Below are 26,082 nucleotides of genomic sequence, written 5' to 3' on the forward strand. Positions count from 1 at the left end.
TTACTCAAAGTAAATATTATCGAGTTCAAAGTTAAAATTCGGCGTTGCGGCACCGGCAACCCAGCCAATCCCAGTGACGTTAGTCCAGTCAACACCACCTATATCACTCAGGTTAACCGACACCTGTCGACACTGGTCTGTTACCGTAAAATTAACCTCGCTGGGGCGGCCGGTTTGAGACGTTAGCACCATTAATCTTAAGACGTTTTCAGTGCCCGTAACATCAAATACTATACGCTTGAAATTACTAAGATTATAGCCAGCATCCATGGACTCTGTGAACATCAGAAAAACGCCCGACCACGGATAGGCAAACTGCTTACCAACAGTGCCTGAAACTTTTAGTGCGCCATTACCATGACAGCCCTGGGCAATGTGGTTAATGGTGGCTGTAGAATTACCTTGCATCATCTGGTCAGTGGATACTACAAACCGGCCACCTAACTGTGACTTAAGGTCTGTATTGAATTGACTTACCATGCCTGTCTCGGGCGTGTCACCAGTGGTAGTCTGAGTGTCAAAATAGGCAGCGACCTGAAAACCATTTTTGACTATCCACCGAATATGTTGGGTATGTTTGATGTTCGTCCTGGGATCTTTGTTGAGCACGATGAAATCTGCCCGCGCACCACTGCGTAAATGGCCTCGCTCGCCTAAATTAAATGTCGAATAGGGTAAGTAGGTCGCGGCGGTCAGCGCTTCGGTAGGCGATAGGCCACTGTCTACCAGTAAGGCCAGCTCATCGTGCAGACTGATCCCATGCGCAGTACCTTGGTTTGGCGCATCGGTTCCTGCTAATACCGCGATACCTGCTTCATACATTCTGCGGGTATTTTCTATTGCAATGGCAAAGTAATCTTCCGCCACCCGGCCAGAAGCAATATCGTTAGCAATTGCGTGCTTCACATCAGCCGCCAGATGAGAGCTAAAAACGGAATTCTCGATTAATGCCTGCCCCCGCCCTTCCCCGGCCAGGGATGCCAGAATTGATAAGGTGGGGATGACGAACATGTCCTGAGATTTCATCAGTGCAATAAGTTCGTCACTGGCTGGCGTGCCACCAAAAGTATGAACCAGGCCATCCGCTCCGGCCTTAGCAGCATGCTCTGCCGAAGCCAGATCCATGACGTGCACTACCGCCATAGCGTTTTGAGCATGGGCTGCTCTGACTACAGCCGCCAGGGTGTCATAATCAATAGACGTAAAACGGCCTTTGTGATCGGCATGACTGGCCCATGCGTCGTAGACAATCTTGATGTAGTCGGAACCCTCGGCCAGTCGCGCAGCCACAAAGTCGCCGGCTTCCTGGGGGGGGGCGATAGTTGGAATAGCAATGCCATACTCGGTGCCATGTCCGCCGGCACTGGTTACCAGCACACCTGAAGAAAATAAGTCGGCTTCCGTTACCTCATCCAGGCTAATCCGCTGGCCTTTTTTTGCCAGGAAAAACCGAGTATCAGTAAACATATCCAGGCTGGTGGTTACGCCATATTGTAAAGATTGCTGCAGCGCGTTACCCCAGGAGTGTGTATGGGCATCAATCAGGCCCGGGATCACAAAGCCGCCCTGACCATCAATTACCGTGACATCGGTTGCTGTGCCAGGGTTTACTATACGTCCTTCATGGATGGTGAGCTCTGTATCGTCGTGCCATTGCTGGCCATCAAAAACCGCAATGTTAGTTATTCGATAACTGCCGCTGTCAGGAATAGTACGGCTGTTTTCGGCATTAGTTGCTGCCGGCTGCGGCGTTACTTCCGGAGTAGGAAGCACACTAATAAACAGGCCGATAAGTGCTAATATCACCACTACAATGATTGAGAATCTCATGATGTTGTCCTTGTTTAGTGACGGTTGTCGATAACGTTGAATCGATTTACACAGAGGCCTAGAAAGACCAGCGTGTAGACAACTAATACGCCAGCATGCAAATACCAGGGCGCGCCCAGACTATTGCCCTGAATTGCCAGTGCCAGTTGTGCCAGGTGGTAAGCAGGGAAGATATTGGCTGCCATTTCAAGCGTTGACGGAAATAGCTGAATGGGTACCCACAGGCCGGATAAAAATGCCATGGGCAGGTAAATAAGATTGACGACTGCTGGTGCTGCTTTGGCTGATACTGACAAGCCAATATACAGTCCGATTGCACAGAATGGCAACGTACCGAAAAGCACGGTTATGAGTGTAGAAATCCACTGAGTGCGGGTCATAGTAACGCTACCAAACGCGGCTCCCAGAGCAAACAGACTCAGTATAATGACCAGTGCAAATAACATGGCCGTAATAATACGGGCAGCAAAATAGCTGCTAATTGGCATTGGGCTTACCTGCTTTAGGCTCAAAATCCCTTTGTCTTTATCGGTGGCCACATCGGCTCCGAAAGAAAATAACGCCGGGCCGATAGCGCCGAATACGGCATAGGTGGCCATCAGGTATTTTGCCGCCTGACCTGGTTGACCGCCCATGGCGTTAAACAGTAACCCAAAAAACACATAGAACATCAGCGGAAAAGCAAGGCTCGGGATCACAAAGCCAGGACTGCGTAGTGTCTTTAATAATTCTGTTTGAGTCTCTAACTGCAATATTTGCCAGCGCTTAGAGAGCGACAACGGTTGCGAAGTGATCATGACGATATCTCCTGATTATTTACAGCGCTATTTGGTGAGACTGTGGATTGAGTGAGGTGTAAAAATGCATCCTCCAGTGATATCCCTGACACTGTCAGATCAAGGGTTGTAATGTCAGCGTCGAATAGCGCCATCAAATGCGTTTGTGGGGCTGTTGAGTACACCTCAATATAGTCGCCGCGGCTATGCACTTTGGTATCTGGCAGGAGTTTTTGAACAACTTCATGCGAAGTGTTACTGCGAAAGCGCAGACGTTTACCACCCAGCTCTGCTTTGATCTGTTCGGGTACGCCCTGAGCGACTATTCGCCCTTTGGATAACACGATAATTCTGTCGGAGAGCGCATCAGCTTCTTCCAGATAATGGGTCGTTAGTAATACCGACGCGCCTCGCGCTGCTAATGCCCGGATGCAGCGCCAGAATTCGCGCCGGGCTGTGGCATCCAGGCCGACAGTCGGTTCATCCAATATCACCAGGCGTGGATTACCTATAATAGCCATAGCGAATAGCAGCCGTTGCTTCTGACCACCAGATAAGGTTTGCACTTTTCGCTGTTGCAGATCTGTCAGTAAGGCTTTTTCAAGAGCGTCCTCTAGCGACAGACTGTTTGGATAATAGCTGGCAAACAACCGCAACTGCTCTATAACCTTTACGTTATCGGGTAACGCAGCCGACTGCAGCATGACGCCCATTTGTTGTTTGGCAGCCCAATGCCCGGCGGGATGGCCGAAGACAATAACCTCCCCGGAATCAGCTTTCAGCTGACCCAGCAGCGAACCGATAGTGGTGGTTTTTCCCGCGCCATTTTCACCGAGCAATGCCACCACTTCATTAGGTTGAATAGTCAGCGAGACATCGTCGACGGCGCACACTTTACCAAAGCGTTTTGACAGATGATTAATGCTGACGAGCGGTTTATGATCTGCTTGCATACTGTTTCTCCGTGATTATGGATTCAGTATGCCCGGTGCTGGTGTGAGAGATAATTAGCAAGTGTCATCAATATAATGTGACATTTGTCATATTGTCTTTTGGTAGCTGTAGTATAGAAATTGTCTATGCCAACTGAATTGGCGGCGATTGGCTCCTCAACGACTCGCAAAATACAAACAAATATCCTCTGCGGATTCTTCCTCGCCGGCTACACAAAGTTGGTTGTCGGCAATAAATGCAGGTTCGCGGTGTAAAGACTCTTTATTACTTCGAAAACCGGTGTGTTAGGTGTGGAGTCAAAAATCTCGATTTATGAGTCTTAATCGCTCACCTTGTCTGCGGCCAGGCTTTATTGGGATTTGGTGGGAATAGAAACCTCAACCGTCTGATTATTAAATGTATTTATCTTTCCTGTTTAAAATGAAGGTGGTATAAATGCAGTACTGAGATTTAGTGCTGTATACAGGGATTGTTGTGAAAATTAGTCTTATAACCATTACTTTGCTGGCCATCTGAGCCTATTTTCTTTTAAGTCAGTCTGAGTCACCTGACCTGGCGTCAACTAAAAATACACCAATCGAAACAGTGCAAACTTCAACCGTCGTTGAGCCGGGATCAGCTACGCCACGCGCAGAAGGTGATTCCGCTCCTCAGCCTGCTGCTGAATCCCAGCCAGACGTTAAATTAGATACGTTATCCGACCTTGAGTTGTTCCTTGGCGGTGAATATGCAGGGGGCATCTTATATGAAGGTGAGCTTTATGACTATCTGATGGGGTTGTGGGATCAGACATCGCTGGAAATCACCGAGAATAACTACCAGGTGGTTTTTACCGCAGTGGAAAGTAGCGGGAATACTGGCTACTTGATTCATGTTAGTCCCGAGTACACCGAAGCGGACCAGCAAAATTTTGAATACTATGCGAAGCATACAGAGGTTGAGAGTTTAGTATCCTCAACAGAATTTGGCCTGCGCTCAGTGGATAAAGAGAAGGTATTAAGCCGCCTCGCGAGTGAATACGAGCCTGGCGATATTAGCATTGTAAACATGGGGTGCATGGAGAAAAGGTGTTCGGTTTATATAGATGCTAAATCAGACAAAGCATTTAGTGATTTTGCTGACTACGCAAGTGAACACATGGATGCAGCTATCACAAGTATGCAGGGTAAAAAGCTAGATGAAGGCTTACTCTGGCTAATATTTTAGCGCTGGCTAAAATTGCCAGTATCCCAGGCGTTTGCGCATTTTAAACTGGCGGATAAGATTGCGCGGCTTGGGTTTGAGCGCTGGTGGGTGATTAATTTGCTCTGCTACTGCATCGAGAATACGTTGAGAGGCTCTGCCGTCCCGTGAGGGATGCACCTTCTGCATATACTGCTCTATTTCCTGTTGCAGGGAGTTATTCTCAGATAACGCGGATTGCAGAGCACTTTCCAGCTGCTCCGGCGCGGTAACGTCCATCAGCGGTGACTCGGGTTGTGAATTCCTGAACGTCACTACCGGCTTGTTTAACAATAAAAACTCAGTGATCACCGACGAGGTATCAGAAAGCATGACATCCGCTTGTAACAGCAAAGGAATCACACTCTGTTCTTCTGTAACCGTGAGCTTATCGTGCTGGCGTTCCGGTATCGAGCCTGAACATCCGGGTCCATCTTAGGGTGGAATTTGATGATCCACTGCCAGTCGTGCTTTCGACTTAACTCATCAATGGTATCGATTAACGCTTCTGTGCTGGTAAAACTGGGTGAGAACGTTGGTGCATAAAGGATCATGGGTTTAGCGTTTGGTTCTGCCGGTGGAGCAGAGAAAAGTGGGTCCAGTTTTGGCCAGCCGGTTTCTTTTACCTTAAAGTGCTGATGTTGTTGTTGCAGCTCATAGAAGCGTTCGGTGAAAAACGGCCCCTGTGTGCAGTACAGATCAAAACAGTCCCGGATCCGAAAGTGGCCTTTCTTCTTCCACTCAAAACCATGGAATACCGCAACCTTTAAACCGGGTACAAACGCCGGTACGATATTGCCGGGCACAAACACCGCATCAGGCTTATAGTCAACCACCTCAGCAATGCTCTTAAGGCGGTTTTCGCCTTTTTTGAACAAGCTGATATTCACTTCGCTACCTTCAATAAACCAGGCACACTGGTCACCACGATGATGCGCTTCCTGTTGTAACGGGCGAAGGATTTCGAACGAGTAATTCTGCGAAATATAAAAGAAGTAGCGCACGGATAACGATCTTTTTAGGTTAGCTAACTGTTAGCCAGAATGTAGTCTTTTATGCGTTCGCTACACTGTCCGTCGGTGGCGCCCACCATATCCTGGGTGATTTGCAAACGCTGAGGTTCCAGCTTTTCCGGGTTATTTAACGCGCTTTCAATGGCTGCAGGTACCTGCTTAGGCAAAGTGGCGCGCGTGCAAAGATCGTGGAACATCTGCAGGTCGGGGTCAAGGCGTTTCTCTAAGCGAAACTTCAAAATGCCCCGATAGCTCCAGCGGGTCTGGTAGAAGTCACACCAGACTACCGGCTTATTCAGCGCAGCATATTCAAAAATGGCTGAGGAGGCATCTGATAACATTACGTCGGATATTTGCATAAACGGCAGCAGATTGTAGTCCTCCACACCGGCAATATGCACATTTTCATGGGTAGCCCATTCTTTAAACAGCGCACGTTGCCCTTCATAGCGCTCTTTGGTCAGGCTAAAATAATGCGGTTTGATAAGCACATTGTAATCGGCCAGCAGTTGCGGCAACGATTCATCGAATTTTTCGATACTCGATGGATAGAAAGTGGGAGCGTAAAGCACTGTGGGTTTATCTGGCGACAGGCCTAATTCACGTAAGCAAATAGAAGCTGGGGTGCCATCGAATAAAGGATCGAGTTTAGCGTAGCCGGTGTCTACAAAACCGGATTCCGGAAACTTTTCCTGCAAACGCTGCAGCCGTTGCTGACCTTCCACAAAGCGCACATCAAACGGGAACTCGGACGCAGTATAGTAAATAGCTTTGGGGCCAATACCGTGTAGAACCAACGCCAGGCGTGCCTGAATTTTAGCTTTCTCACTTTTACAGAACTGGGGGGGATTACCAAAGAAGATCCAGTCGGCTTTATTTTGCTGATAAAAAAGATGAGCGTTTTTCGGTGAGTCTATAAAGTGATAGGCGATGCCCGCTTTGTCGAGTTCGCTTTTCTTGAGATCGTCAAAACCTGCTTCGGGATACAGTACAAAGATACATTCGACCCCAGCGTCGCTTAATTTTTTAGCAACCGGCAGGTATTGAGGCAAGTAGTACAGATGTTGTGTATCGAAATAGACGCGAATCACGAATGACTCCCCGAAGCATGATTTATTTATAATTATTGCGACAAATGCCTGAAAATTTGAGCTGTTTGTCATTATTCTTTCATCATAACGACAATTCGTTGTAATGGCTACTTTGGTTATAAATCGCTGCTTTTAACCTGTTTTGGGACAGTAGATGATGAGTCAGACTGTTAAGGCGATCCCGGATAAGCCCTTCGGGCTTTCCGGGAAGACAGAAAGTAAAAATCCGTCATCCCGGAAGTTTCGCAGAAACTATCCGGGATCTCTCTGATGTTCCTCTGTGCCGGGAAAGTAGAAGATGAGACAGACTGTTATGGAGGTCCCGGATACGCCCTTTGGGCTTTCCGGGAAGATAGAAAAAAATACGTCTTCCCGGAAGTTTCGTAGAAACTATCCGGGATCTCCGAGGTATTCCTCTGTGCTGGGAAAGTAGATGATGAGTCAGACTGTTATGGAGGTCCCGGATAAGCCCTTCGGGCTTTCCGGGAAGACAGAAAGTAAAAATACGTCATCCCGGAAGTTTCGTAGAAACTATCCGGGATCTCCGAGGTATTCCTCTGTGCCGGGAAAGTAGAAGATGAGTCAGACTGTTATGGAGGTCCCGGATAAGCCCTTCGGGCTTTCCGGTGGTGACGGTAGAAGAGTCGGCAGACTGTTATGGAGGTCCCGGATAAGTCCTTTGGACTTTCCGGTGGTAACGGTAGAAGAGTAGTCAGACTGTTATGGAGGTCCCGGATAAGTCCTTTGGACTTTCCGGGACAATTAAACAGGCTCAGGCCTGTTTAATTGCATAACACTGATATTTCATTTCCAGGTATTCTTCGATGCCGGCGTGGGCGCCTTCTCGGCCGATACCACTGGCTTTAACACCACCAAACGGTGCGTTAGCCGCTGAGATGGCGCCGGTATTTATGCCAACCATGCCCGACTCAATCGCATCCACTACACGCTGAGCCCGGTGCAAATCGTCACTAAAGAAATAGGCGGCCAAACCAAACGGGGTGTTGTTGGCGTATTCGATAACCTCTTCTTCGGTGTCGAACGGGATAATGGGTACCAGTGGGCCGAAGGTTTCTTCAGTTGTACACTGCGCCGAGGCCGGCACATTAGTCAGTACGGTGGGTGCATACCAATTGTCACCGTAGGGTAACCGCTTGCCACCGGTTAGCAGCGTCGCTCCCTCACTCAGGGCATTCTCCACATGTTCAGTGACCTTATCGGCCCCCGGGGCGTCTATAAGAGGGCCAATTTCAACGCCATCGTCGAGGCCGTTACCCACTTTGAGTGCTTCTACTTTTTTGACCAGTTTGGTCTGAAACTCTTCCAGCACGCTGCGCTGTACATAAACCCGGTTGGGTGAGATACAGGTTTGGCCGGCGTTGCGGAATTTACCTTTCATCAGACCCTCTACAGCAAGGTCAATGTCGGCATCGTCAAATACAATGAACGGTGCATTGCCGCCCAGCTCCAGTGACAGTTTTTTCACGTCAGGTGCGCACTTGCTCATAAGCTGCGAACCAATCTCGGTAGAACCGGTAAACGTTAACTTACGAACCGTACTGTTTTCGCAAAGTGCGTCACCAATGATACTGGCTTTACCGGTTATCACCTGAATTACCCCTTTGGGAATACCAGCCTGAATAGCCAGTTCACCCAATGCCAATGCGGTTAATGGTGTTTGACTGGCCGGTTTGACAATAATCGTACAGCCGGCCGCTAAAGCTGGCGCAACTTTACGGGTAATCATGGCAGCGGGAAAATTCCAGGGAGTAATGGCTGCACACACGCCCACCGGATCGCGGGAAACCCGGATTTGCGTATCCGGCGTTGCGGCTGGCAGGATTTCGCCATTAATGCGCATGGCTTCTTCGGCAAACCATTTCACATAACTTGCGGCATAGGCTATCTCGCCTTTTGCTTCGGCTAAAGGCTTGCCTTGTTCAGTAGTCATAATAGTGGCCAGGGCATCGGTATTTTCTACCATTAGGTCATACCATTTGCGTACCAGTTCGCCCCGTTCGGTAGGCGTTTTCTTGCGCCACAATTTATAGGCTTCGTTTGCCGCTTCGACAGCCTGGTTAACTGCATCGGCGTCCAGCTGTGGAATGGTTGCTATCACTTCTCCCGTCGCCGGGTTGTCCACTTCCAGACTGTCTGATGTCGTCACCCACTCTCCATTGATTAGGCAGGCTTGTTTAAAGATGTCGATATCATTCAGTGTCATAAACGGTGTCCATTAGGGTTAAAAATAAGTGATTTCCAGTACTTTGTACTGCTATAAGGGGGCTGTCAGATCAACTATGGCTGTTCACCGGGGAACTGTTCAAAGGCGGTGATACTGTCCAGCGACTGCTCCCAGAGGCAGGCACTGGATGTGAAAATATGCGCATCGGGCTGCCTCGTCGGGGCAGAGTTAAGGCTACCAGCCGGTATCAGTGCCATGTTGTCGTCGGATTGGGTATTCGGAACCGCTGAGCCGCAGGTCGCGCAGAAACTTCGGACGTGTCGTGTTGTTGGGAGCTGATAATGGCAAACCTTATCCTCACCGCTTAGCCAGGTCACGGCGTCTTTGTGGATAAACAAGTTAGCGGCAAAGGCTGAGCCGGTATTTTTTTGGCAATGGGTGCAGTGACAAATAAAAAAGTGAGTAAAATTATCGGTAACAGAAAAGGTCACTGCTGTGCATAAACAACTGCCTTGTATCGCCATGTGTTTAGCCTGAGAAAGATAATAAAGTTTATTAAAGCATAATTTTAAGAAAGCGGGGAACTACAGCGATGGGTAGGGGAGGCCGACTCTGACCTGGAGAGCAGAGTCGGCGTAGCCTAAAGATTTAAGCTAAAACGGTTTTAAGCGCACTGACGCAGGCATCGGTTTCTTCAGGGGTGCCCACGCTGATGCGTGACCATGAATCATAACCAGGCCAGGTTCTGCCCACGACTTTTACACCCTGCTCGCGCATTTTGGCAGCAAACTGATCGTGCGGCATGCCAGTATCTACGTAGATAAAGTTGCCCTGTGGATTTTTGGCATACGGGCGACCTAACGCTTCTGCTGTTGAAGTCAGTTTGGCGCGTTCGGTAGCGACGCGCTTACGCATGGTGTTAAGGTTTTCGTGGTCGTCCATACTTGCCATACCGGCAACCAGACCAAGGTAGTTAACCCCACCCATACGCAGTTTACGGCCAATAAGCTGAGCTTGCTCGGCAGGCATAATAGCATAGCCAAGACGCTGACCAGCCATGGCATGAATTTTAGAGAAGGTGCGGCAAATTACCACGTTGTAGCCTTCTGCAGCCAGGCTCGACTGAACATTCCCCGGATAACCCGCTGACATTTCGATATAGGCTTCATCGATAAAGACCTGAGTTTTTTGCGAAACGCGTTTGGCAAAAGCGGTTAGTTTAGCCGGGTCCAGCTCGCGACCGGTTGGGTTATTCGGGTTACAGATATAAACCGCAGTGGTATCTTCTGTTACGGCGGCTTCGATGGCATCCAGATCGAAGTCCATGTTGGCATCCAGGGGAACGTAAGTCACGTCAGCACCCATAAACTCTGCACCGCGCGGTACGCCTTCATATGTGGCCATAGAGGTAACCAGCTTGCCACCATTTTGAGTGATCCAGTCGGCATAGCCAAACAGAATAGGTGAAGAGCCGTTGGTTACCACAATTTGATCCACCGACACGCCTTCTTGTTTGGCAATTTTTTCTTTTAGGACTGAGGTCGTGGGATCGGCATAGCGGCACAGGTTGTATAATTCGCCTTGCATGGCTTCTACTGCCTTGGCGGACGGGCCAAAGGCATTTTCATTCGACGATAATCTGATTAATCCATCATTCAGATTGGGCGTGGCAGACGGAAAATGTTCGGTTTTCATGCCCGCTGCGTTGAGTTCTTTAACCCCGGAATCTACGCAGGCGGCCAGGGCTGTCGCACCGGCTCCAAGTCCAACTGCTTTCAACCATTTACGGCGTGAGGAATCCACTGGTGGCATGTTTTGGATATCAGATTTCATAGGTCAGGTCACTCTGTCTTCAATATATAAAGTATACGGAGTATCCACATTAAAGGGTATTGGGGGTTGATGCAATAGGGTAATTTCGACGAGTAAATCAGGGGGTTGAGCGATCTGAATGGTTTAAGTAACAAACCTGTTGTGAACAAAAAACAAAAAAAATGCAGTAGGCGCACCGGTTTTCAGGCTTTTGCGCGTGGAGAATCAGGCAAGTGACTGGAAGTGAAAAACCGTGCAGAAAGCGTTCAGTTGCCGAAAATCAGGGATAAAATTCATGCTGGCCCAGAGGTAATTTACCAGGGTTGATGAGAATTGGCGGCGCGGGTGTGCCTTAACCAGCCGCGAGGCTTCATGGGCGTGCTCAACAGCCAGCCTGGTGCCTGTCCAGGTGCGAAAATCCTTAGCCGATACCTCAAGATCAGTCAGTGAGTGCAGATACTCATTCACATCGTCACTGAGTAAATCCCGCCATTGGCCAGCTTGTTTGTAACGCAAAACGGGGTAACCCGGCCTGGCGGCACTGTCACAAATAAGCTGGCAGGCGGCCGGGTCGGTGATATCGATATGACGCGCTTTGCCATGCTTACCGGTAAAGTGAAAGGCGAGTTCTTCACCTGCTCGCTCCATATGTTTACGGCGCAATGTCGTCAGGCCAACGGTGCCATTCTCCTGTTGATAGGAGCGATTGCCAATGCGGATCCCGGTGCGGTCGAGAAGCATAGTGGCCAGGGCACATGAGCGCTGTAAATCCCATTTTTCATGGTCTAAGTGCTGGGTGTAAGTGCGTCGAATAGCCGGCAGTTGTTGCGCAAACTCAGCCAACCGGGCGAATTTCTCTGCCTGCTGCCGGACTTCCCATTGCTGGTGATAAATATACTGTTTACGCTGGCGCTGGTCGTAACCATACGCCTGCACCTTAGACAGCTCGCATAAGCTAATGCGAACGTCCTGCCACATAGGAGGAATAACCATAGCCTTGAAGCGTTTGAGCAACGCTTGTTCGGTGACCTTTTCGTTATCTGTTTGCAGGTACTGGAAACCACGCCCGCGTTTGCGCCGGGTAATATGAAAACTGTCACACTCGTGAATTTCTTCGCTAACGTTGCTGGTCACAGCGCAACAGTATTGCTTAACGTTGACTGGCGTTGCTCGATTATGCATTCGTCCTTTGGTTCCGTCTGAGTATCCTCAGGTTTGTACGGGTAAGGTGGAAAGTGGTTCAGAATGATCGCTGACGTTAGTGCAGGCAGGACAATAAAAGGTTGGGTCGCAGCCATACTGCTGTGACCCGCTAAGCATAATTACAGTGAGGCGAAATACGCCGCCAGGTTGGCGATATCCTCGTCGGAGAGAGGTTTTGCCATCATGCCCATCATTGGGTCTTTGCGTACATCAGCGCGAAAATCCTTAAGCTGTTTTTCCAGATACGCGGCTTTCTGGCCAGCCAGATTCGGCCACATCGGGCTGGGACTTATTCCCGCCGGACCATGACAGGCGGCACATTGTCCTGACAGTGCTTTACCTTTTTCAATATCGGCTGCCGCAACAGAAAAGTTGGCTAGCGTCAGAGTAAAGGCTAAAGCGCCAAGTGATACTGTTTTTTTCATTTTTCTAACTCCAAAAAAAGCACAATGCTTAAGATTAAGTATCGTACATTTATTGTAAAAAAAAAGTAAAATAACGAATGGCGATGGCGGTTATTCGCGAAATGAGATGACGGCTGTGAGAGCCAGTAGTAAGCCACCAAAAAAAAACGGCGCCCAAAGGGCGCCGAACATGAAAACACAAGGTGAGGGAGGTGCTATTCGCTATCGAATAAGCGCCCGCCTATTTCTATCTTACGTGGCTTCTTAGCTTCTGGGATCACTCTTTCCAGATCAACATGCAGTAAGCCGTTTTCCAGGTCGGCTGCCAGAACCTTTACGTGGTCGCCGAGCTGGAATTTGCGCTCGAAATTGCGCTCGGAAATGCCTTTATGCAGGAACTTCCGTTCTTGTTTATCGGCTTCGCTGTTTTTAGTGCCAGTGATCGCCAAAGTGTTGTCTTCTACAACAATATTGATGTCGTCTTTGCTAAACCCAGCAATCGCCATGGTAATTCGGTATTTATCTTCCGCCAGTAATTCAATGTTGTAAGGCGGGTAAGTGCTTTGCTTCTCAGCACGGCTGGCAGCATCCACTAATGAGGCAAGGTGGTCTGAACCAATGAATGAACGGTAAAGTGGAGATAGATCGATAGAACGCATAGTCATATCCTTTATTAAGCAATATGTTTAAAAATTAATTGCCCCGATAGTCGGCGGCGGTTATGTCGGCCTTACTGTTAAGCACCGACAATGTAAAAGTAGGGACGGCCTGAGTTTATTCAAGGCAAAAATTTATTTTTTTTCGACCAGATTGCCAAACCCCACGAGCAAGAGGCTCACCGCTTTGGGTCAAAGCCTGATAGCATGGTAATAATTAACTTATCGTCGTCGTTTTGTTTAAGGGATATTGAATGTCTTACCGACCTTTTACGCGCCAGGCCCCATCGATGCGCCTGATTATTGTTGCGGTACTGCTGGTTTTTACTACGGCCTGCCAGACTACCTCTTCTACCGGTACTGAAAATTACGGTCCCAAATACGCTGAACACAATCAGGGCTTCACCGCTGTAGTGGTTGCTTATGCCCCGGAGATGGAAGGTATTTTAGGTCGGATTGAGGCAGACCCTGACGCCAGTATTACCAAAATGGTGAACTACAAAGGCATTAAATACCGCATTGGGAAATACCATGATGAGCCGATTTTGGTCTTTGCTACCGGCATGAGCATTGCCAATGCGGCCATGAGTATGCAAATGGCGTTTGACTACTTTCCGGTAAAACAGGTGGTGTATATGGGCATTGCCGGCGCAGTTAACCCGCAGTGGCAGCCGGGCGACGTAATTGTTCCGGAGCGTTGGTATTATCATGATGAAAGCGTGTATGCGAACCCTGATCCAAACCAGCCAGGCCAGTCTGTATTACCTGCCTATTATGCGCGGTTTATGGCAGAGCAACCGGCTCGCAAAGCGGCTGATCCTCATTATCCGAACTATAAGCCCTTTCACTTTGTGCATCCGGATGAAGTGTTAATTATTAAGGATGGCATGGATAAGCCACAGGATACGGCGTACTTTTCGGCATCGCCGCGACTGTTAGCCGCCGCAGAAAATGCCATGGCCAATATGCCCGCCCAGATGATTTTAGGTGAACGCAAGGCCAAATTAAGTGTGGGTGGCAACGGTGTTACCGGCTCGGTTTTCCTGGATAACCGCGAATACCGCAAATGGACTCGCGAGGTATTTAACGCTGAAGTCACTGAAATGGAATCAACCGCAGTTGGCCAGGTGTGCACAGTGAATGACGTTGACTGGGTGATTATTCGTGCTATCAGCGATCTGGCCGGTGGCCAGGAAGGTGTTAACGTGGAACACATTTACGACAAAGAAGTGTCACGTGTGGGCGCCAATGTGTTGTTTGCCGTAATGGATGAGTTGGCGACCCGATAATGCTGCGTAATATATGCCTGTTGCTGGTATGGATTGGTTTGATTGTGCCGCTGACACTAAATGCACAAACCAGCGATCCGGTCGGCAAGCCAGTCGGCGATCCGATTGGTGAACCGATTGGTGAGCCGGTTGGTGAACCGGTTGGCGAACCATCACAAAGACAGGTGTTGGCCCGCAGTTACGCCGAAATTGTCGGTCGGCTGGCATTAACCGATAAGTTATTCGCGGCGATGACAGAGCAGTGTGATACCAAAGTGGCCATGCCCAGCCAGTCTTATTCGGCTATCGATTACGCCTTGCGGATGCAAACCAACATGAGCTTTTTCCAATGGCGCAAACAGTTCAGCAACCCTGCTAAGGAAGCGAAGCTGGTGGAGCAACTGATAACCAGTACGCTTACCGATATTGGCGGCTGTGAAGAGAGTGCGGTTCAGCGGTGGTTTGCCGGGATGCGGCAAAATATGTTGCAGCCCTCCATTGAGCAATTAACCGAATTGCCCGATTTGTTGGGCATATCCCGGGATAAACCGGACGATGAGCAACTTGCCAGAGTGTTTATTCATCAGTTAGCCCGCTACCAGGAGTTGTCGGTGGCTGAAGTAAGGGGGTTAGCCATGGCGCTGGAAGGCGGTATGTACCGCTACAGTATGGTTGCCTTTACCAATCAGATTCGCAAGGACTACCCTCAATCCGCAGTGCTGCGGGAGTATGTCTATAACCAGACGAACAGCGCCAGCGATCTTTATGAACTGGCCGACAGTCTGCGCTTTACCGATCGCGAACGCGCAGTCGCCTTATTTGGCAAAGCGGCCGAGCAGGGCAGTTTTTTTGCACAGCGGTGGTATGGCAATTACCAGGCGTGTGTGGGTAATCACGATAAAGCGCTGCACTGGCTCAACAAGGCCAAGCTCACTGAGCCTGATGAAGCGCCGTATATCGACGATATCATAAGCGAGATAAAGGAACTGGGCGAACCGACAAATTGTCTGGACGGCTGGGTTTATTAAAGGAGCCATAAACATGTCAGAAACCTTTTATTCCTATCAGTTAAGTCAGGGGCATGGGCTGCCTCACGACCCGTTTAAAGCCATTATTGCGCCGCGTCCGATTGGCTGGATTGCCTCTGAGAATGACAGCGGTATTGCTAATCTGGCACCTTACAGCTTCTTTAATGCCTTCAATGGTGCGCCACCGATCATTGGTTTTGCCAGCGTTGGCTTTAAAGACAGCGTGCGTAATATTCAGGCGAATGGCGAGTTTTGCTGGAGTCTGGCAACCCGGGAGCTGGCAGATGCCATGAATGCCTCCAGTGCTGGCGTGGATCCTGAGGTAGATGAATTTGAGCTGACTGGCTTGCAAAAGCGTTCATCCACATTGGTAAAGGTGCCCCATGTTGCCGCCAGCCCGGCTTCAATGGAGTGTAAGGTGACCCAAATCATTCAACTCAATGACATGCACGGTGAGCCTTGCGATACCTGGCTGGTACTTGGTCAGGTGGTGGCGGTGCATCTGCAGAAGGCGTACCTCAACAACGGTGTATTTGATACGGCGGCCGCCAATTCGATTATGCGGGCCGGCGGACCGGGCGACTACTTTGGGGTGTCAGCCGAGTCAAAGTTTTTTATGGGGCGGCCTTAATCGTTAGCTTTGCATAAGCGGTTACGGCCGCTGTGTTTAGCCTGGTAAAGCAAGTCATCGGCGGCCTGAACCAGCGCCTCAATGGATTGTCCGCCGTCACCGGCCACAGCGCCCATACTAAAGGTCACGGTGAGATGATGCTCACCAGCATCAATTGAACGAATTTCTTCCTGCATGCGCTTAAACAAGCCGCTAATAGCATCCAGACCAGTGTCGGTCATAACGATTAGCCATTCTTCGCCGCCCCAGCGCCCCAGCCGATCCTGTTGGCGGATCTGCGCATTGGTCCGCCGGGCAAATTCGGTTAATACGCTATCGCCGGCATCATGGCCGTAGGTATCGTTGATTGACTTAAAATGGTCGATATCGGCCAGCGCGACCACAAATGGCTGATTAAGTTGTTTACTGCGCGTGGCAACCTGTTCGGCAAATTGTTGTATCGCCCGCCGGTTGAGTACCTGGGTAAGTCCGTCGGTATTCGCCAGTTTTTCGAAATGCACCGCAGCCTTGCGCTTCTTCATAAATAACAAGGTTAATACCAGCAATGCCAGAATGGCCGATATCAGTGCCAGAAGGTAAATGACCCGTTGCTGATTTTGCTGCGCTGCAGCCAGAGCCTGTAAACGTGATTGCTGGCGAGCCTGTTCCAGTTCACGTGCCTGGCTAACCAACTGAAAACTGGCATATTCTCTGGCCAGTGCATTATTGCGGGCGATTTCGGTGTTTACGTTAACCGCCTGCTGTAATTTAACCGCCGCCTGTTGCCAGTTCTGCTCGGCAGTAGCCTGCTCTATGTCCAGCTCCAGCACGGGCAATTGCTCTTTAATACTGAGTTGTTGTGACGAAAAGGCCAGTAACTGCCCGACGATCGGGGTTGATGAACGGGTTTTGGTTTCCAGCAGATATAATCGTATTAACACTGCCCTGGCATTCAATGTGTCGGCAAGTTGGTAGGCGTCCTCAAACAAAGCCTGTGCCTTGGCCTGCTCGTTCTCTTCTATTGCCTGGCGAATTACCGCTTCCATGGCATGCAGCCTTACGAGTGTGTCCGGCAGGGTGCGGTAGTCGTTGAGCACGGCAAGTACGTCGTCGAGCTGGCGCTGGGTTTGCGGAACATGCCATAACAGCGAGGCTGCGCGCACACGAATGTGTGGGGCAGAATGCCCGAGCAAAGGGAGCAGTAATTCCCTTACCGACTGATAAAACTCTATCTCATAATGACTGTCAGCAATGGCCAGGCTGATAGCCGCGATATCCTCATTGGCATCAAGGGCCCCGGGCAAGAGTTCTGAGGTGAGTATATGGCTAATCGACAGCGCTTGTTTATATTCGCCGGTGTGGAGTGAATAAAGCGCCATCAGGTGGTAGCAGGCAACCTGTTGAGGCCATGAAAGCTGGCTGAAATCCTGCTGGAGTAACCGGTTAAACGCCTGGTGGGCGGCTTCAACACCGGAACGGCGATGAATAAACTCAAACAGGGTGGCGGCATCAAGAAGAACCAACATCCCCTGCGTTCGGGCGGCGACGCAGCGCTGGTTGATTTCATCGCTGACGGCCTGTACCTGGGTGATGTGCAAACTTTCTAACGCAGCCGTTAAGCGAGCTGCGTAGTCTGATTCGGGCAAACAGCGGGGAGAAGCTGACTGGGCTGCAGCCTGATTGCTAAGCAGCAGTGCCAGTGCAGCAAAAACAAAACCACCAAATCGCAACAAAGCTTTCTCCGTTGGGTACTGTTTACTTAATAGTCCTAATCACTCTTATGGTTGCAGTAGCCAGTTTTACTTCTGCAAGAAACAACGTCAGTGCTGAAATTAACAATAGCATTGTCAGAATAAAAAGGGTGACTACCAGCACATTAAGTTTAACCTGCCATAACTCACCGGCAAATAAACTCATTATTACGCCACACACCATTACCGCCGACGCGGTACAAAAACCGATCGACCAGTTGATTAGCTTAACCCGACGCCACAATAAAATGATTTCACGGCGTAACCGGGCACTTTGTTCTGACTCTGTCTGACTGTGCATTTCTTTTTCGGCAGAACGGACCCTATCGGTAATACGCCCGAGTCGCCCGGACATGACGTTGAGAAAGCCAGCAATACCGGCCAGTAAGAATACCGGGGCAACGGCAATTTCAATAAGGGTCGACAGGGAGGGGATCAGAGCTTCCATCTTTTTCTTGTTGTTAAGCGCACACTTTTGCTTTTATACCACAGTTAACCAGGCCGGGGCAGTTTAGATAACCATCTGCTGCGATGATCAGGAATGTTGTTAATTGGCCGGGCCGTTAACCCAGCCTTAACCCTGTGGTTTTTTACACTGGATGCATGAAAGAAATTAAGGTGTTCTCATGCGTCATTCCATTTTGTTTATAACCCTGTTGCTGAGTCTCGGCGGCTGTGCCACTCAGTACACTGCGGACTACAGCGAAAAAGCTGCACAGCAAACCAGTAAAATTGAGGCCTGGCAGGGGCCGGTGGCCGGGGCTGAAGCCGTATCATTAATAACGGATCTGGTCAGCTCGGCCGACATCAAAGTGCTAATTAATGAAGCATTACAAAACAATCCGGGAATACAGCAGCAATATGTGGCGCTTAAAACAGCCCAGGTAGCCCGCAGCAGTGCCAATGCTGACCGGTTGCCCAGTGTGTCTGCAGGGTTAAGTGGCAATCGCCAGGAAAGCAGCGATGCGCAGTATACCGGCAGTCTGGATATTAGTTGGGAGCTGGATCTGTGGCAAAAACTGGGGGACAACGTCGCGGCGGCCGACTGGGCTGTTGCGGCCAGTGAAGCCGACGTTAAGGCCGTACAAAATGAACTGGCCGCCCAGGTGATTAGAGCCTATGTCCAGGTGAGTTACTACCAACAATTAATTGCTATTGAACAAAGTCGTCTGAGCCTGTTGAACAATAACGAAGATTTGATTAAACAGCGTTATCGCGCAGGGTTGGGGGAATTAGAAGATCTGGATACCGCCCGGACTTCTTCAGCATCGAGCCGGGCTGACATTGCCGCCTACCGGCAATCTCTGGGTGAATCTGTACGTGCACTGGGGGTATTACTGGGACGCTCGCAGCTCACTATAAACGACATTCGCCTGCCGGATACGCTACCCGATGTCATGCTGCCTTTACCGGGATTGCCAGAGCAAAACCTGTCGCAGCGCCCGGATTTAATGGCGGCTTATGCAAACATTAAAACCCGGGAGTATGAAACAAAAGCGGCTTATAAAGCGCTGTTGCCTTCTGTTAGCCTGTCGGCAGCGTTAAGTGATACCGCAACCACACCTGCACAGGCATTACTCACCAATCCGGTCTGGAGTTTACTCGGACAAATTACGGCCCCCCTGTTTCAGGGCGGGGCATTACGCGCCAGCATCGATACCAGTGAATTAGCCGTGTTGAATAGCTGGTGGGCCTATCAAGGCACATTGCTTACAGCCGTGCAGGAAGTCGAGGATGCGCTCAGCCAGGAGCAAAGCCTTACCCTGCAGAGCGTCGCAATCGATGAAGCGCTGGCGAATGCTGAGCGTAGTTCTGAAAATTACACTGGCAAATACCGTCAGGGGCTGGCCGACGTTCTCGACCTGCTGACGGTGTATCAGCAAACCTACAACCTCAAAGCTCAGCTGTTACAGCTGCACTTTAACCAATTGAATAACCGCATTGATTTAGGCCTGGCACTGGGCCTGGGAGTTTCCGCATGAATACCACAGTAAAACGAATTTCAGGAACCGCTGTTGCGCTGCTGTTGCTGGCGCTGGCAGTAGGCAGTGTGTTTGGTCAATCGGGTGACGAAACTCGTGGCCCGCAGGCGCCCAGCCCTGGTGAAACCAAGTCTGCTGAGGTACTGAAAACGCCGCCTAAGCAAGAGGCCAGTCTGCCAATGGTCGGTGTGGTAGAGGTAATTGCCGGTAGTCATCAGGCGACAGTGGGCGGTTATGGCGAGGTTACAGCACGCTATGTGCTATCACTGACCACTCAGGTGAGCGGTGAAATTTCGCGCCTGGCCCCACATTTTGAAACCGGCGCCATATTTAAAAAAGGTGAAGTGATGGCATACCTTGACGATACCACTTATCAGCAAGCAGTCGCCTCTGCGAAGGCGGCCGTAGAAAATGCCAGGGTTGCGTTGGAAGAGGAGCGCTTACAAGGGATCCGGGCTCGGCAGGAATGGCAGCGCTCAGGACTTGAAGGAGAACCCTCTTCTGAGCTGGTGCTTAGAACCCCTTATCTTGAAGCCGCCCAGGCGGCCCTGGACGAAGCTCAGGCGCAGTTAAAAAGTGCCCAGCGGGATTTAACTTTAACGCAAATCGTGGCGCCCTTCGACGCAATAGTGGTGAGTCGTGATATTCAGCCGGGAAGTTACATTCAGTCGGGCAGCACCATTGCTTCGCTTTATTCGGTAAGCGAAGCGGAAATCGCTATTCCCTTGTCTGCCAGTCAGTGGCGCAATCTGCCAGATAATAATACGCTGACAACCGCGCCCTGGCCGGTTGAAATTGAAGATATGGATGGTCTTCACCATTGGTATGGTGAAGTTGTTCGTATCGAACAACATCTGGATACCGCGTCGCGACAACGCGCAGCCATTGTGCAGGTCAATCAGCCCCTGGAGCAGGGTTCCCCCCTGTACTTTGGTACCTATGTGACGGCTAAAATTGCCGGGAAAACCTGGTCAGAAGTATGGCAAATTCCGGTCAGTGCGATTTCGCAAAAGCAAGAAGTCTGGTTTGTCACTGCTCATCAAACGCTGGATAAAATATCCCCTGACATTCTGTTTCAGGATCAGGACTATGCCTATATCAGTCCGGTTAATCACATGGCACAAGCGTCTATAGTCGCCCGTCCGTTAAACAGTTATCTGGTGGGTACAAAAGTCAGCGCAGCACCACAGGAGGCTCAGTAATGAAAACTCAACAACAGGGCGTTATTGGCTGGTTTGCCCGCAACCCGGTTGCGGCCAACCTGTTTATGATTGGCATGATTGTGGTAGGCATTTTATCGGTGAGCGATCTTCGCAAAGAGGCTTTCCCAAGCATGGAGCCGCGCTTTGTCACCGTGACTATGACTTACGATAGTGGTGATGCCAAACAAGCCGAGGAAGGTATTGCGATTAAAATCGAGAACGCCCTTGAGGCGGTACCCGGGATTAAACGTATCACATCTACTTCTACTGCCAGCGGCAGTACCGTGCAAATTGAGAAAGAAACGGATTATGACCTTGATACATTGATGACCGATGTAAAAAACAAGGTTGATGCAATTTACAATTTTCCGTCTGATGCTGAAAAAGCCGTTATCGCCAAGGGACGTCGCCAGGATCATGTTATCTGGGTGCAATTGTATGGCGACACCGATAAAGTCACGCTGCAACAACTCGGTGAACAACTGGAAAGAGAATTACTGGCGCGAGAAGGGATCAGTCAGGTTAGCCCGAGTTCTTATGTCGACCATATGATGTCGGTGGAGATAGATGAGGCAAAACTACAAGCCTATGGATTAACCATTGATGACGTCTCTGATGCCATTAATGCTGAATCTTCTACGGCACTGACTACCAGCTTGCGTAACAAGGAAAAAGTCATTCGTTTGAAAGCGTCTGAACAGGCTTACTATTCGGCTGATTTTGCCGCAATTCCTTTACTAGCTAATGCCAACGGCACCTATCTGACCGTGGGAGATGTGACCAACATCACCGATATGTTTGCCGATGACGCCTATTCCTTATCGCGCTATAACGGCGTGAATGGCTATGGCATTCAAGTCATTATGGACGAATATGGTGATGTGCAAAACATTGTTGAGCAGGCCAATGCGCTGGTGGCAGACTGGCATGACCGGGGCCTGTTGCCAGAAGGGGTAGAACTGGAAACCTGGTACGATCGCAGCACCATGATCACAGAGCGGTTAGATTTATTAACCAGTAATGCGATAACCGGGATTGCCCTGGTATTTGTGGTACTGGCGTTGTTTCTTAACCTGCGGGTCGCCTTCTGGGTTGCGGCAGGGTTACCCTTTATCTTGTTCGGCACCCTGTTTTTCATGACGGGTAATTTTACCAATCTCACCATCAACGAAATGACAACCTTTGGCTTTATCATGGCACTGGGGATAGTAGTTGATGATGCCGTGGTGGTGGGTGAGAGTGTTTACGCGACCCGGCAACGCGACGGCGACACGATAGAAAATACCATCAGAGGCACACTGAAAGTCGCTATCCCTACCCTTTTTGGCGTGTTTACCACGGTAGCCGCTTTTGCGGCGTTGTCGAATATCTCAGGTGGACTGGGTAATCTGTATGCGCAATTTGGTACGGTAGTCACAATTTGTTTGTTGCTCTCAGTGGTAGAGTCCAAACTCATTTTACCTTCTCACCTGGCCCATCTGCCTACCCATCGGCAAGCAACAGGGCGCGTAGCTAAAGCCTGGGCATCTGTTCAGCGTGGTGCAGACAATGGCCTTAAATGGTTTACCCATAAGCTGTATTTGCCCTTTCTTGAGCGAGCGCTTAATTATCGCTACGCCATGATCCTGTTATTTGTGGCAATGTTTGTGCTTGTGATTGGTATGCCAATGAAAGGGACAGTGCGGGTTGGCTTTTTCCCGAGTATGCCCGGCGATACCGTAAGTGCCAGTATGACCTTACAAAGCGACGCAAGTTATGGCCAGACCGAGCGCAATATGCAGTGGCTGGAAGCTACCCTGAATCAGGCCGATCAGCAATTGGCCGCAGAAAAGCAGTTCGATGGCAGTGCGATTAAGAGTTTACATGTACTGGCAGCGTCAGACCAAAGCGGCACCATTACGGTGGAGTTAATTAAGGACAAACCTTATTCCCTCGACGAGCTGGCCCACACCTGGCGCGAGCTAGCGGGTACCCCTGAAGGCGTTAAGCAACTTAAAATTCAATCGCGGCGTGAAATGGTTGATGCGTTTAAGGTAGAGCTAAAAAGTGTCAGTGATGAAACCTTATTGCTGGCCGAAGAAGCCTTTAGACAAGCACTGGAAAATACCAGCGGCGTGACCAGTGTGGAGTCGTCACTCACTCCGGGTGAAGCTATGATGCGCTTTGAATTAACCCCGCAGGGCCGGGCGTTGGGGATGGACACCGCCAGTTTATCCCGTCAGCTGTTACAAGCCTTTGGTGGCGATATTGTGCAACGTTATCTGCGCAATAAAAACGAAGTAAAAGTGCGGGTGCGTTATCCAGAAGAGAGTCGCAGTAACCCGGCTGATATCCTCAATGCCCGGGTACGTGTTAGCGATGGTACGGTAGTGCCGCTGAGTGTGGTTGCGAGCATCATTCAGGACAGTCAACAGCAGCAGATTACCCGTATTGACGGCTTGCGGGCCTTAACCGTGAGCGCCTCGGTGGATGCGGATATGATCAGCGCCACAGAGCTGGTGAATGTGATGAACGAAACCTTAGTGCCACAGTTAACCCGTCAGCATTCAGACTTAACCATTCACTTTGCTGGCGAAGCGGAACAGCAGGAAGAAACGTCATCTTCGATGAAAACACTCACGGTCATTGCGTTAATTGCCATTTATGCCCTGTTGGCTATTCCGCTTAAATCCTACATTCAACCACTTATTATTATGTCGGCTATTCCATTTGGTATTGTTGGCGCTATTTTGGGTCATTGGAGTAATGGCCTGATGATGAGTATTTTATCGATGCATGGGATCCTGGCTCTTAGTGGCGTGGTTGTGAATGATTCACTGTTGCTGGTGTCGAGATTTAACGAGCTTGTCCGCATGGGAGAAAATGCTCATGATGCCATTATGGATGCCTGTAGTGGTCGTTTGCGGGCAATCCTGTTAACGTCATTTACGACTTTTGCTGGCTTATATCCCATTTTAGGTGAGACGTCCAAGCAAGCACAGTTTTTGATCCCGGCTGCAGTTTCGCTTGGCTATGGTATTCTGTTTGCCACCCTGATTACGCTGGTGCTGATACCGGCACTGGTAATGATCAATGAAGACGCAAAAAATGTGATGACACGCGTATTAGCCCGATTAAGCGGAAAGGTAGAAGTGAAAAACCATGATCAAACTGCTGTTAGTTGAAGACGATCTGGATTTAGCCGGTAATATCATCGATTACCTGGAGCTTGAAGACATGCTGTGTGATCACGCCAGCAATGGTGTCGCGGCTCTGACACTGATGGCGCAGGAGACCTATCAGGCCATTGTACTGGATATAAATTTACCGAAGCTGGACGGATTACAGGTGTGCGCGCGGGCCCGCGAACAAGGTAATGATACGCCTATCATCATGCTGACCGCACGTGATCAGTTAAGTGACAAGGTTATTGGGTTTGATCATGGCGCTGATGATTATCTGGTTAAACCCTTCGCAATGGAAGAACTGGTGGTCAGGCTTAAGGCGTTAGCAAAGCGTCGTAGCGGCCAGCATACGCAGTTAACAGTTGGCCTGTTGCAACTGGATGTGAGTCATAAAACCGCTAAATTCGGCGCAGCAAGCCTGAAATGTTCACCAACCGCGCTGGCTATTTTAGAGCAACTCATGCGGGCTTACCCCAACCCGGTAAACCGCCAGACTTTGATTGCCAGTGTATGGGGAGAGGAGAGTCCGGACAGTAACAGTTTAAAAGTGCATATGCATAATCTGCGCAAGTCTTTGTCGGTATGTAATGAGCAAGTGAGTATTAACTTTATGGCCAACAGTGGTTTTCAGTTAGATGTCAGGAAGGAGAGCTGATTTGGCTGCCATGGAACTTAGCTTACGCCGTTATGTGTTGTTATCACTATTGGCAGTGGTTGGCATCATGATTGTGGTGTTTACGGTGATGTCGGCTAAACAGTTTCTCGATGGCATGGACGGCATGCTGCGCGGCACTATGATTAGTATCGCCCGCGACAGCAGTGTTAACGCCGGCCATCCAGTTAAGGCATTAAACTTCACTATTGCTGCCGATTGGCAGGACCTCCCGGAGCAAACCCGTCAGCGTTTCAATCCCAACCAGTTGGTCCCGTTTCGGTTGTACAAAGACATCAAACGTCATTCCATTTTTCATCGTCCGGACGAAGCTCACTTTGTAATGCTGGTGGATTTTGAGGAACAACAGCCTGTTTATGTCAGCCAGTCTTTTTCACCCAGAGAACCCGGCGATGAACCCCCATTCAGAATGACCAGAGAAGCCTGGCTGTTGATTATAGGTTTAATGGTATTGCTCGCTTTTACCGCGTTGGTTTTATTTATGATAAGAACTATCGCCAGTCCGGTGGAGAGATTGCAACAGTGGGCCGATGGAGTAGGAAAGGGCGGCGAATTAACGCCTCCGCCGGGCTTTCGGTATACCGAGCTCAATACGCTGGCCAGTTTGTTTTATCAGGGCATGTTATCTGTAAAGCAAAGTGTAAAACGCGAACAGGAATTTGTGCGCCATGCCAGTCATGAATTACGCACCCCGATTGCAGTTATCCGCAGTAGCATCGAACTTATTGCCCGAGTCAGAAGCGAAGCGCCAGCAGATAAATTAAGTAAACCTCTTAAGCGTATCGACAATGCCTCGCACACCATGGTGGATTTAACCGAAACGCTGCTGTGGTTAACTAAGGCCGATAAAGGCGCTTTGACAACCTCTGTTATTCAGCTTGATGAACAAATTGGTAAAGTCACAGAAGAACTGACTTATTTACTCGAGGGTAAAGAGATTACCCTGACGCTTGAAACTCAGCCTTACGAAATTACCCAAAACGCCACCGCGCTGCGCATTGTGCTGGGCAATTTGATACGTAATGCCTTTCAGCATACCCAGCTTGGCAAGGTTACCATTGTGCAAGAGGCGGATGTGGTAACCATTACCAACGTTGAGCACCGTCACGATGACTTTGTCAGTGATAAAGAAGAACTGGGTTTTGGTCTTGGATTAAAGATGGTGAAAGACCTGAGCGCGTTTTTGGGGTGGTCATATGAATACGGTAAAGGCGACGACGGCAAATACACCGTTGTGATTAAAGTCTCATAATGACCAT

The 26,082-nt window shown here is 49.7% G+C and carries 23 protein-coding genes; 9 read left to right on the forward strand and 14 right to left on the reverse strand.

Translation table 11 applies throughout. The features are described 5' to 3' along the window. Genes AC27IB_RS13265 through AC27IB_RS13275 form a run of 3 tightly spaced genes read right to left on the reverse strand, consistent with a single transcriptional unit; the run spans position 1 to position 3,559 of the window. On the reverse strand, positions 1-1,830 hold the full coding sequence (locus AC27IB_RS13265) for an amidohydrolase family protein (protein WP_487121447.1): 1,830 nt from the start codon (positions 1,828-1,830) through the stop codon (positions 1-3). A 14-nt stretch (positions 1,831-1,844) separates the two neighbouring features. Continuing rightward, positions 1,845-2,627, reverse strand: a complete 783-nt coding sequence (locus AC27IB_RS13270; RefSeq protein WP_487121449.1) for an ABC transporter permease — start codon at positions 2,625-2,627, stop codon at positions 1,845-1,847. Then, positions 2,624-3,559, reverse strand: coding sequence for an ABC transporter ATP-binding protein (locus tag AC27IB_RS13275; protein WP_487121451.1), 936 nt, complete (start codon positions 3,557-3,559; stop codon positions 2,624-2,626). Before AC27IB_RS13275 ends, AC27IB_RS13270 begins: the two co-directional genes overlap by 4 nt. 586 nt (positions 3,560-4,145) lie before the next feature. Between AC27IB_RS13275 and AC27IB_RS13280 the strand changes: the two genes are divergently transcribed. Then, the gene (locus tag AC27IB_RS13280; RefSeq protein ID WP_487121453.1) at positions 4,146-4,766 is read left to right on the forward strand and encodes a hypothetical protein; all 621 of its coding nucleotides are present in this window, start codon (positions 4,146-4,148) and stop codon (positions 4,764-4,766) included. Between the two features lie 6 nt (positions 4,767-4,772). Here the strand turns inward: AC27IB_RS13280 and AC27IB_RS13285 are convergent, their stop codons facing one another. The 9 genes from AC27IB_RS13285 to AC27IB_RS13325 all read right to left on the reverse strand — a co-directional run bounded on the left by AC27IB_RS13285 (position 4,773) and on the right by AC27IB_RS13325 (position 13,148). Beyond that, entirely contained in the window at positions 4,773-5,135 is a 363-nt protein-coding gene (locus AC27IB_RS13285; protein ID WP_487121455.1) for a CDP-glycerol glycerophosphotransferase family protein, read from the reverse strand. A gap of 5 nt (positions 5,136-5,140) precedes the next feature. Further along, positions 5,141-5,785 (reverse strand): hypothetical protein, encoded by a 645-nt coding sequence (locus AC27IB_RS13290; protein WP_487121457.1) that lies wholly within the window; start codon positions 5,783-5,785, stop codon positions 5,141-5,143. A gap of 23 nt (positions 5,786-5,808) precedes the next feature. Beyond that, a complete protein-coding gene (locus AC27IB_RS13295) occupies positions 5,809-6,885 on the reverse strand; it encodes a CDP-glycerol glycerophosphotransferase family protein (protein WP_487121459.1) in 1,077 nt (358 codons plus the stop codon). Positions 6,886-7,657: 772 nt separating this feature from the next. Then, a complete protein-coding gene (locus tag AC27IB_RS13300; RefSeq protein ID WP_487121461.1) occupies positions 7,658-9,109 on the reverse strand; it encodes an NAD-dependent succinate-semialdehyde dehydrogenase in 1,452 nt (483 codons plus the stop codon). A 74-nt stretch (positions 9,110-9,183) separates the two neighbouring features. After that, complete coding sequence (locus tag AC27IB_RS13305; protein WP_487121463.1) at positions 9,184-9,594, reverse strand: GFA family protein; 411 nt, start codon at positions 9,592-9,594, stop codon at positions 9,184-9,186. Between the two features lie 124 nt (positions 9,595-9,718). Beyond that, positions 9,719-10,903 (reverse strand): pyridoxal phosphate-dependent aminotransferase, encoded by a 1,185-nt coding sequence (locus AC27IB_RS13310; protein ID WP_296047506.1) that lies wholly within the window; start codon positions 10,901-10,903, stop codon positions 9,719-9,721. A 204-nt stretch (positions 10,904-11,107) separates the two neighbouring features. Further along, positions 11,108-12,064 (reverse strand): DNA topoisomerase IB, encoded by a 957-nt coding sequence (locus AC27IB_RS13315; RefSeq protein ID WP_487121465.1) that lies wholly within the window; start codon positions 12,062-12,064, stop codon positions 11,108-11,110. A gap of 140 nt (positions 12,065-12,204) precedes the next feature. Beyond that, positions 12,205-12,510 (reverse strand): c-type cytochrome, encoded by a 306-nt coding sequence (locus tag AC27IB_RS13320; RefSeq protein ID WP_487121467.1) that lies wholly within the window; start codon positions 12,508-12,510, stop codon positions 12,205-12,207. A 194-nt stretch (positions 12,511-12,704) separates the two neighbouring features. Continuing rightward, on the reverse strand, positions 12,705-13,148 hold the full coding sequence (locus AC27IB_RS13325) for an Hsp20 family protein (RefSeq protein ID WP_296047514.1): 444 nt from the start codon (positions 13,146-13,148) through the stop codon (positions 12,705-12,707). Between the two features lie 251 nt (positions 13,149-13,399). Between AC27IB_RS13325 and AC27IB_RS13330 the strand changes: the two genes are divergently transcribed. The 3 genes from AC27IB_RS13330 to AC27IB_RS13340 are packed head-to-tail and all read left to right on the forward strand — an operon-like array spanning position 13,400 to position 16,072. Then, entirely contained in the window at positions 13,400-14,434 is a 1,035-nt protein-coding gene (locus AC27IB_RS13330; protein ID WP_487121469.1) for a 5'-methylthioadenosine/S-adenosylhomocysteine nucleosidase family protein, read from the forward strand. Beyond that, complete coding sequence (locus AC27IB_RS13335; protein ID WP_487121471.1) at positions 14,434-15,441, forward strand: SEL1-like repeat protein; 1,008 nt, start codon at positions 14,434-14,436, stop codon at positions 15,439-15,441. The genes AC27IB_RS13330 and AC27IB_RS13335 overlap by 1 nt, the downstream gene beginning before the upstream one ends. 13 nt (positions 15,442-15,454) lie before the next feature. Next, positions 15,455-16,072: a flavin reductase family protein gene (locus AC27IB_RS13340; RefSeq protein ID WP_487121473.1), complete on the forward strand. Its 618-nt coding sequence runs from the start codon at positions 15,455-15,457 to the stop codon at positions 16,070-16,072. Here AC27IB_RS13340 and AC27IB_RS13345 read toward each other — a convergent pair. Both AC27IB_RS13345 and AC27IB_RS13350 read right to left on the reverse strand, forming a co-directional pair. Beyond that, positions 16,069-17,784, reverse strand: coding sequence for a GGDEF domain-containing protein (locus AC27IB_RS13345; protein ID WP_487121475.1), 1,716 nt, complete (start codon positions 17,782-17,784; stop codon positions 16,069-16,071). The genes AC27IB_RS13340 and AC27IB_RS13345 overlap by 4 nt on opposite strands. 22 nt (positions 17,785-17,806) lie before the next feature. Beyond that, on the reverse strand, positions 17,807-18,250 hold the full coding sequence (locus AC27IB_RS13350) for a DUF2721 domain-containing protein (protein WP_296047527.1): 444 nt from the start codon (positions 18,248-18,250) through the stop codon (positions 17,807-17,809). 178 nt (positions 18,251-18,428) lie between these two features. Here AC27IB_RS13350 and AC27IB_RS13355 point away from each other — a divergent pair, with 178 nt between their 5' ends. From AC27IB_RS13355 to AC27IB_RS13375, 5 genes are read left to right on the forward strand one after another with little or no spacing between them, the layout of a single operon-like run. Then, a complete protein-coding gene (locus tag AC27IB_RS13355) occupies positions 18,429-19,784 on the forward strand; it encodes a TolC family protein (RefSeq protein ID WP_487121477.1) in 1,356 nt (451 codons plus the stop codon). Further along, on the forward strand, positions 19,781-20,986 hold the full coding sequence (locus AC27IB_RS13360; RefSeq protein ID WP_487121479.1) for an efflux RND transporter periplasmic adaptor subunit: 1,206 nt from the start codon (positions 19,781-19,783) through the stop codon (positions 20,984-20,986). The genes AC27IB_RS13355 and AC27IB_RS13360 overlap by 4 nt, the downstream gene beginning before the upstream one ends. Continuing rightward, positions 20,986-24,150, forward strand: coding sequence for an efflux RND transporter permease subunit (locus tag AC27IB_RS13365; RefSeq protein WP_487121481.1), 3,165 nt, complete (start codon positions 20,986-20,988; stop codon positions 24,148-24,150). The genes AC27IB_RS13360 and AC27IB_RS13365 overlap by 1 nt, the downstream gene beginning before the upstream one ends. Next, positions 24,128-24,805, forward strand: a complete 678-nt coding sequence (locus AC27IB_RS13370) for a response regulator transcription factor (RefSeq protein ID WP_487121483.1) — start codon at positions 24,128-24,130, stop codon at positions 24,803-24,805. The genes AC27IB_RS13365 and AC27IB_RS13370 overlap by 23 nt, the downstream gene beginning before the upstream one ends. 10 nt (positions 24,806-24,815) lie before the next feature. Beyond that, on the forward strand, positions 24,816-26,075 hold the full coding sequence (locus AC27IB_RS13375) for a sensor histidine kinase (RefSeq protein WP_487121538.1): 1,260 nt from the start codon (positions 24,816-24,818) through the stop codon (positions 26,073-26,075). The last annotated feature ends 7 nt before the right edge of the window (positions 26,076-26,082 follow it).

It is taken from the genome of Alteromonas sp. 4NH20-0104 (assembly GCF_057547795.1).

Bases quoted from the DNA above. Each gene is read 5' to 3' on its own strand.
- AC27IB_RS13265 (WP_487121447.1), bottom strand. From the start codon at position 1,830: ATGAGATTCTCAATCATTGTAGTGGTGATATTAGCACTTATCGGCCTG.
- AC27IB_RS13270 (WP_487121449.1), bottom strand. From the start codon at position 2,627: ATGATCACTTCGCAACCGTTGTCGCTCTCTAAGCGCTGGCAAATATTG.
- AC27IB_RS13275 (WP_487121451.1), bottom strand. From the start codon at position 3,559: ATGCAAGCAGATCATAAACCGCTCGTCAGCATTAATCATCTGTCAAAA.
- AC27IB_RS13300 (WP_487121461.1), bottom strand. From the start codon at position 9,109: ATGACACTGAATGATATCGACATCTTTAAACAAGCCTGCCTAATCAAT.
- AC27IB_RS13305 (WP_487121463.1), bottom strand. From the start codon at position 9,594: ATGGCGATACAAGGCAGTTGTTTATGCACAGCAGTGACCTTTTCTGTT.
- AC27IB_RS13310 (WP_296047506.1), bottom strand. From the start codon at position 10,903: ATGAAATCTGATATCCAAAACATGCCACCAGTGGATTCCTCACGCCGT.
- AC27IB_RS13315 (WP_487121465.1), bottom strand. From the start codon at position 12,064: ATGCATAATCGAGCAACGCCAGTCAACGTTAAGCAATACTGTTGCGCT.
- AC27IB_RS13320 (WP_487121467.1), bottom strand. From the start codon at position 12,510: ATGAAAAAAACAGTATCACTTGGCGCTTTAGCCTTTACTCTGACGCTA.
- AC27IB_RS13325 (WP_296047514.1), bottom strand. From the start codon at position 13,148: ATGCGTTCTATCGATCTATCTCCACTTTACCGTTCATTCATTGGTTCA.
- AC27IB_RS13330 (WP_487121469.1), top strand. From the start codon at position 13,400: ATGTCTTACCGACCTTTTACGCGCCAGGCCCCATCGATGCGCCTGATT.
- AC27IB_RS13335 (WP_487121471.1), top strand. From the start codon at position 14,434: ATGCTGCGTAATATATGCCTGTTGCTGGTATGGATTGGTTTGATTGTG.
- AC27IB_RS13340 (WP_487121473.1), top strand. From the start codon at position 15,455: ATGTCAGAAACCTTTTATTCCTATCAGTTAAGTCAGGGGCATGGGCTG.
- AC27IB_RS13350 (WP_296047527.1), bottom strand. From the start codon at position 18,250: ATGGAAGCTCTGATCCCCTCCCTGTCGACCCTTATTGAAATTGCCGTT.
- AC27IB_RS13355 (WP_487121477.1), top strand. From the start codon at position 18,429: ATGCGTCATTCCATTTTGTTTATAACCCTGTTGCTGAGTCTCGGCGGC.
- AC27IB_RS13360 (WP_487121479.1), top strand. From the start codon at position 19,781: ATGAATACCACAGTAAAACGAATTTCAGGAACCGCTGTTGCGCTGCTG.
- AC27IB_RS13365 (WP_487121481.1), top strand. From the start codon at position 20,986: ATGAAAACTCAACAACAGGGCGTTATTGGCTGGTTTGCCCGCAACCCG.
- AC27IB_RS13370 (WP_487121483.1), top strand. From the start codon at position 24,128: ATGATCAAACTGCTGTTAGTTGAAGACGATCTGGATTTAGCCGGTAAT.
- AC27IB_RS13375 (WP_487121538.1), top strand. From the start codon at position 24,816: ATGGAACTTAGCTTACGCCGTTATGTGTTGTTATCACTATTGGCAGTG.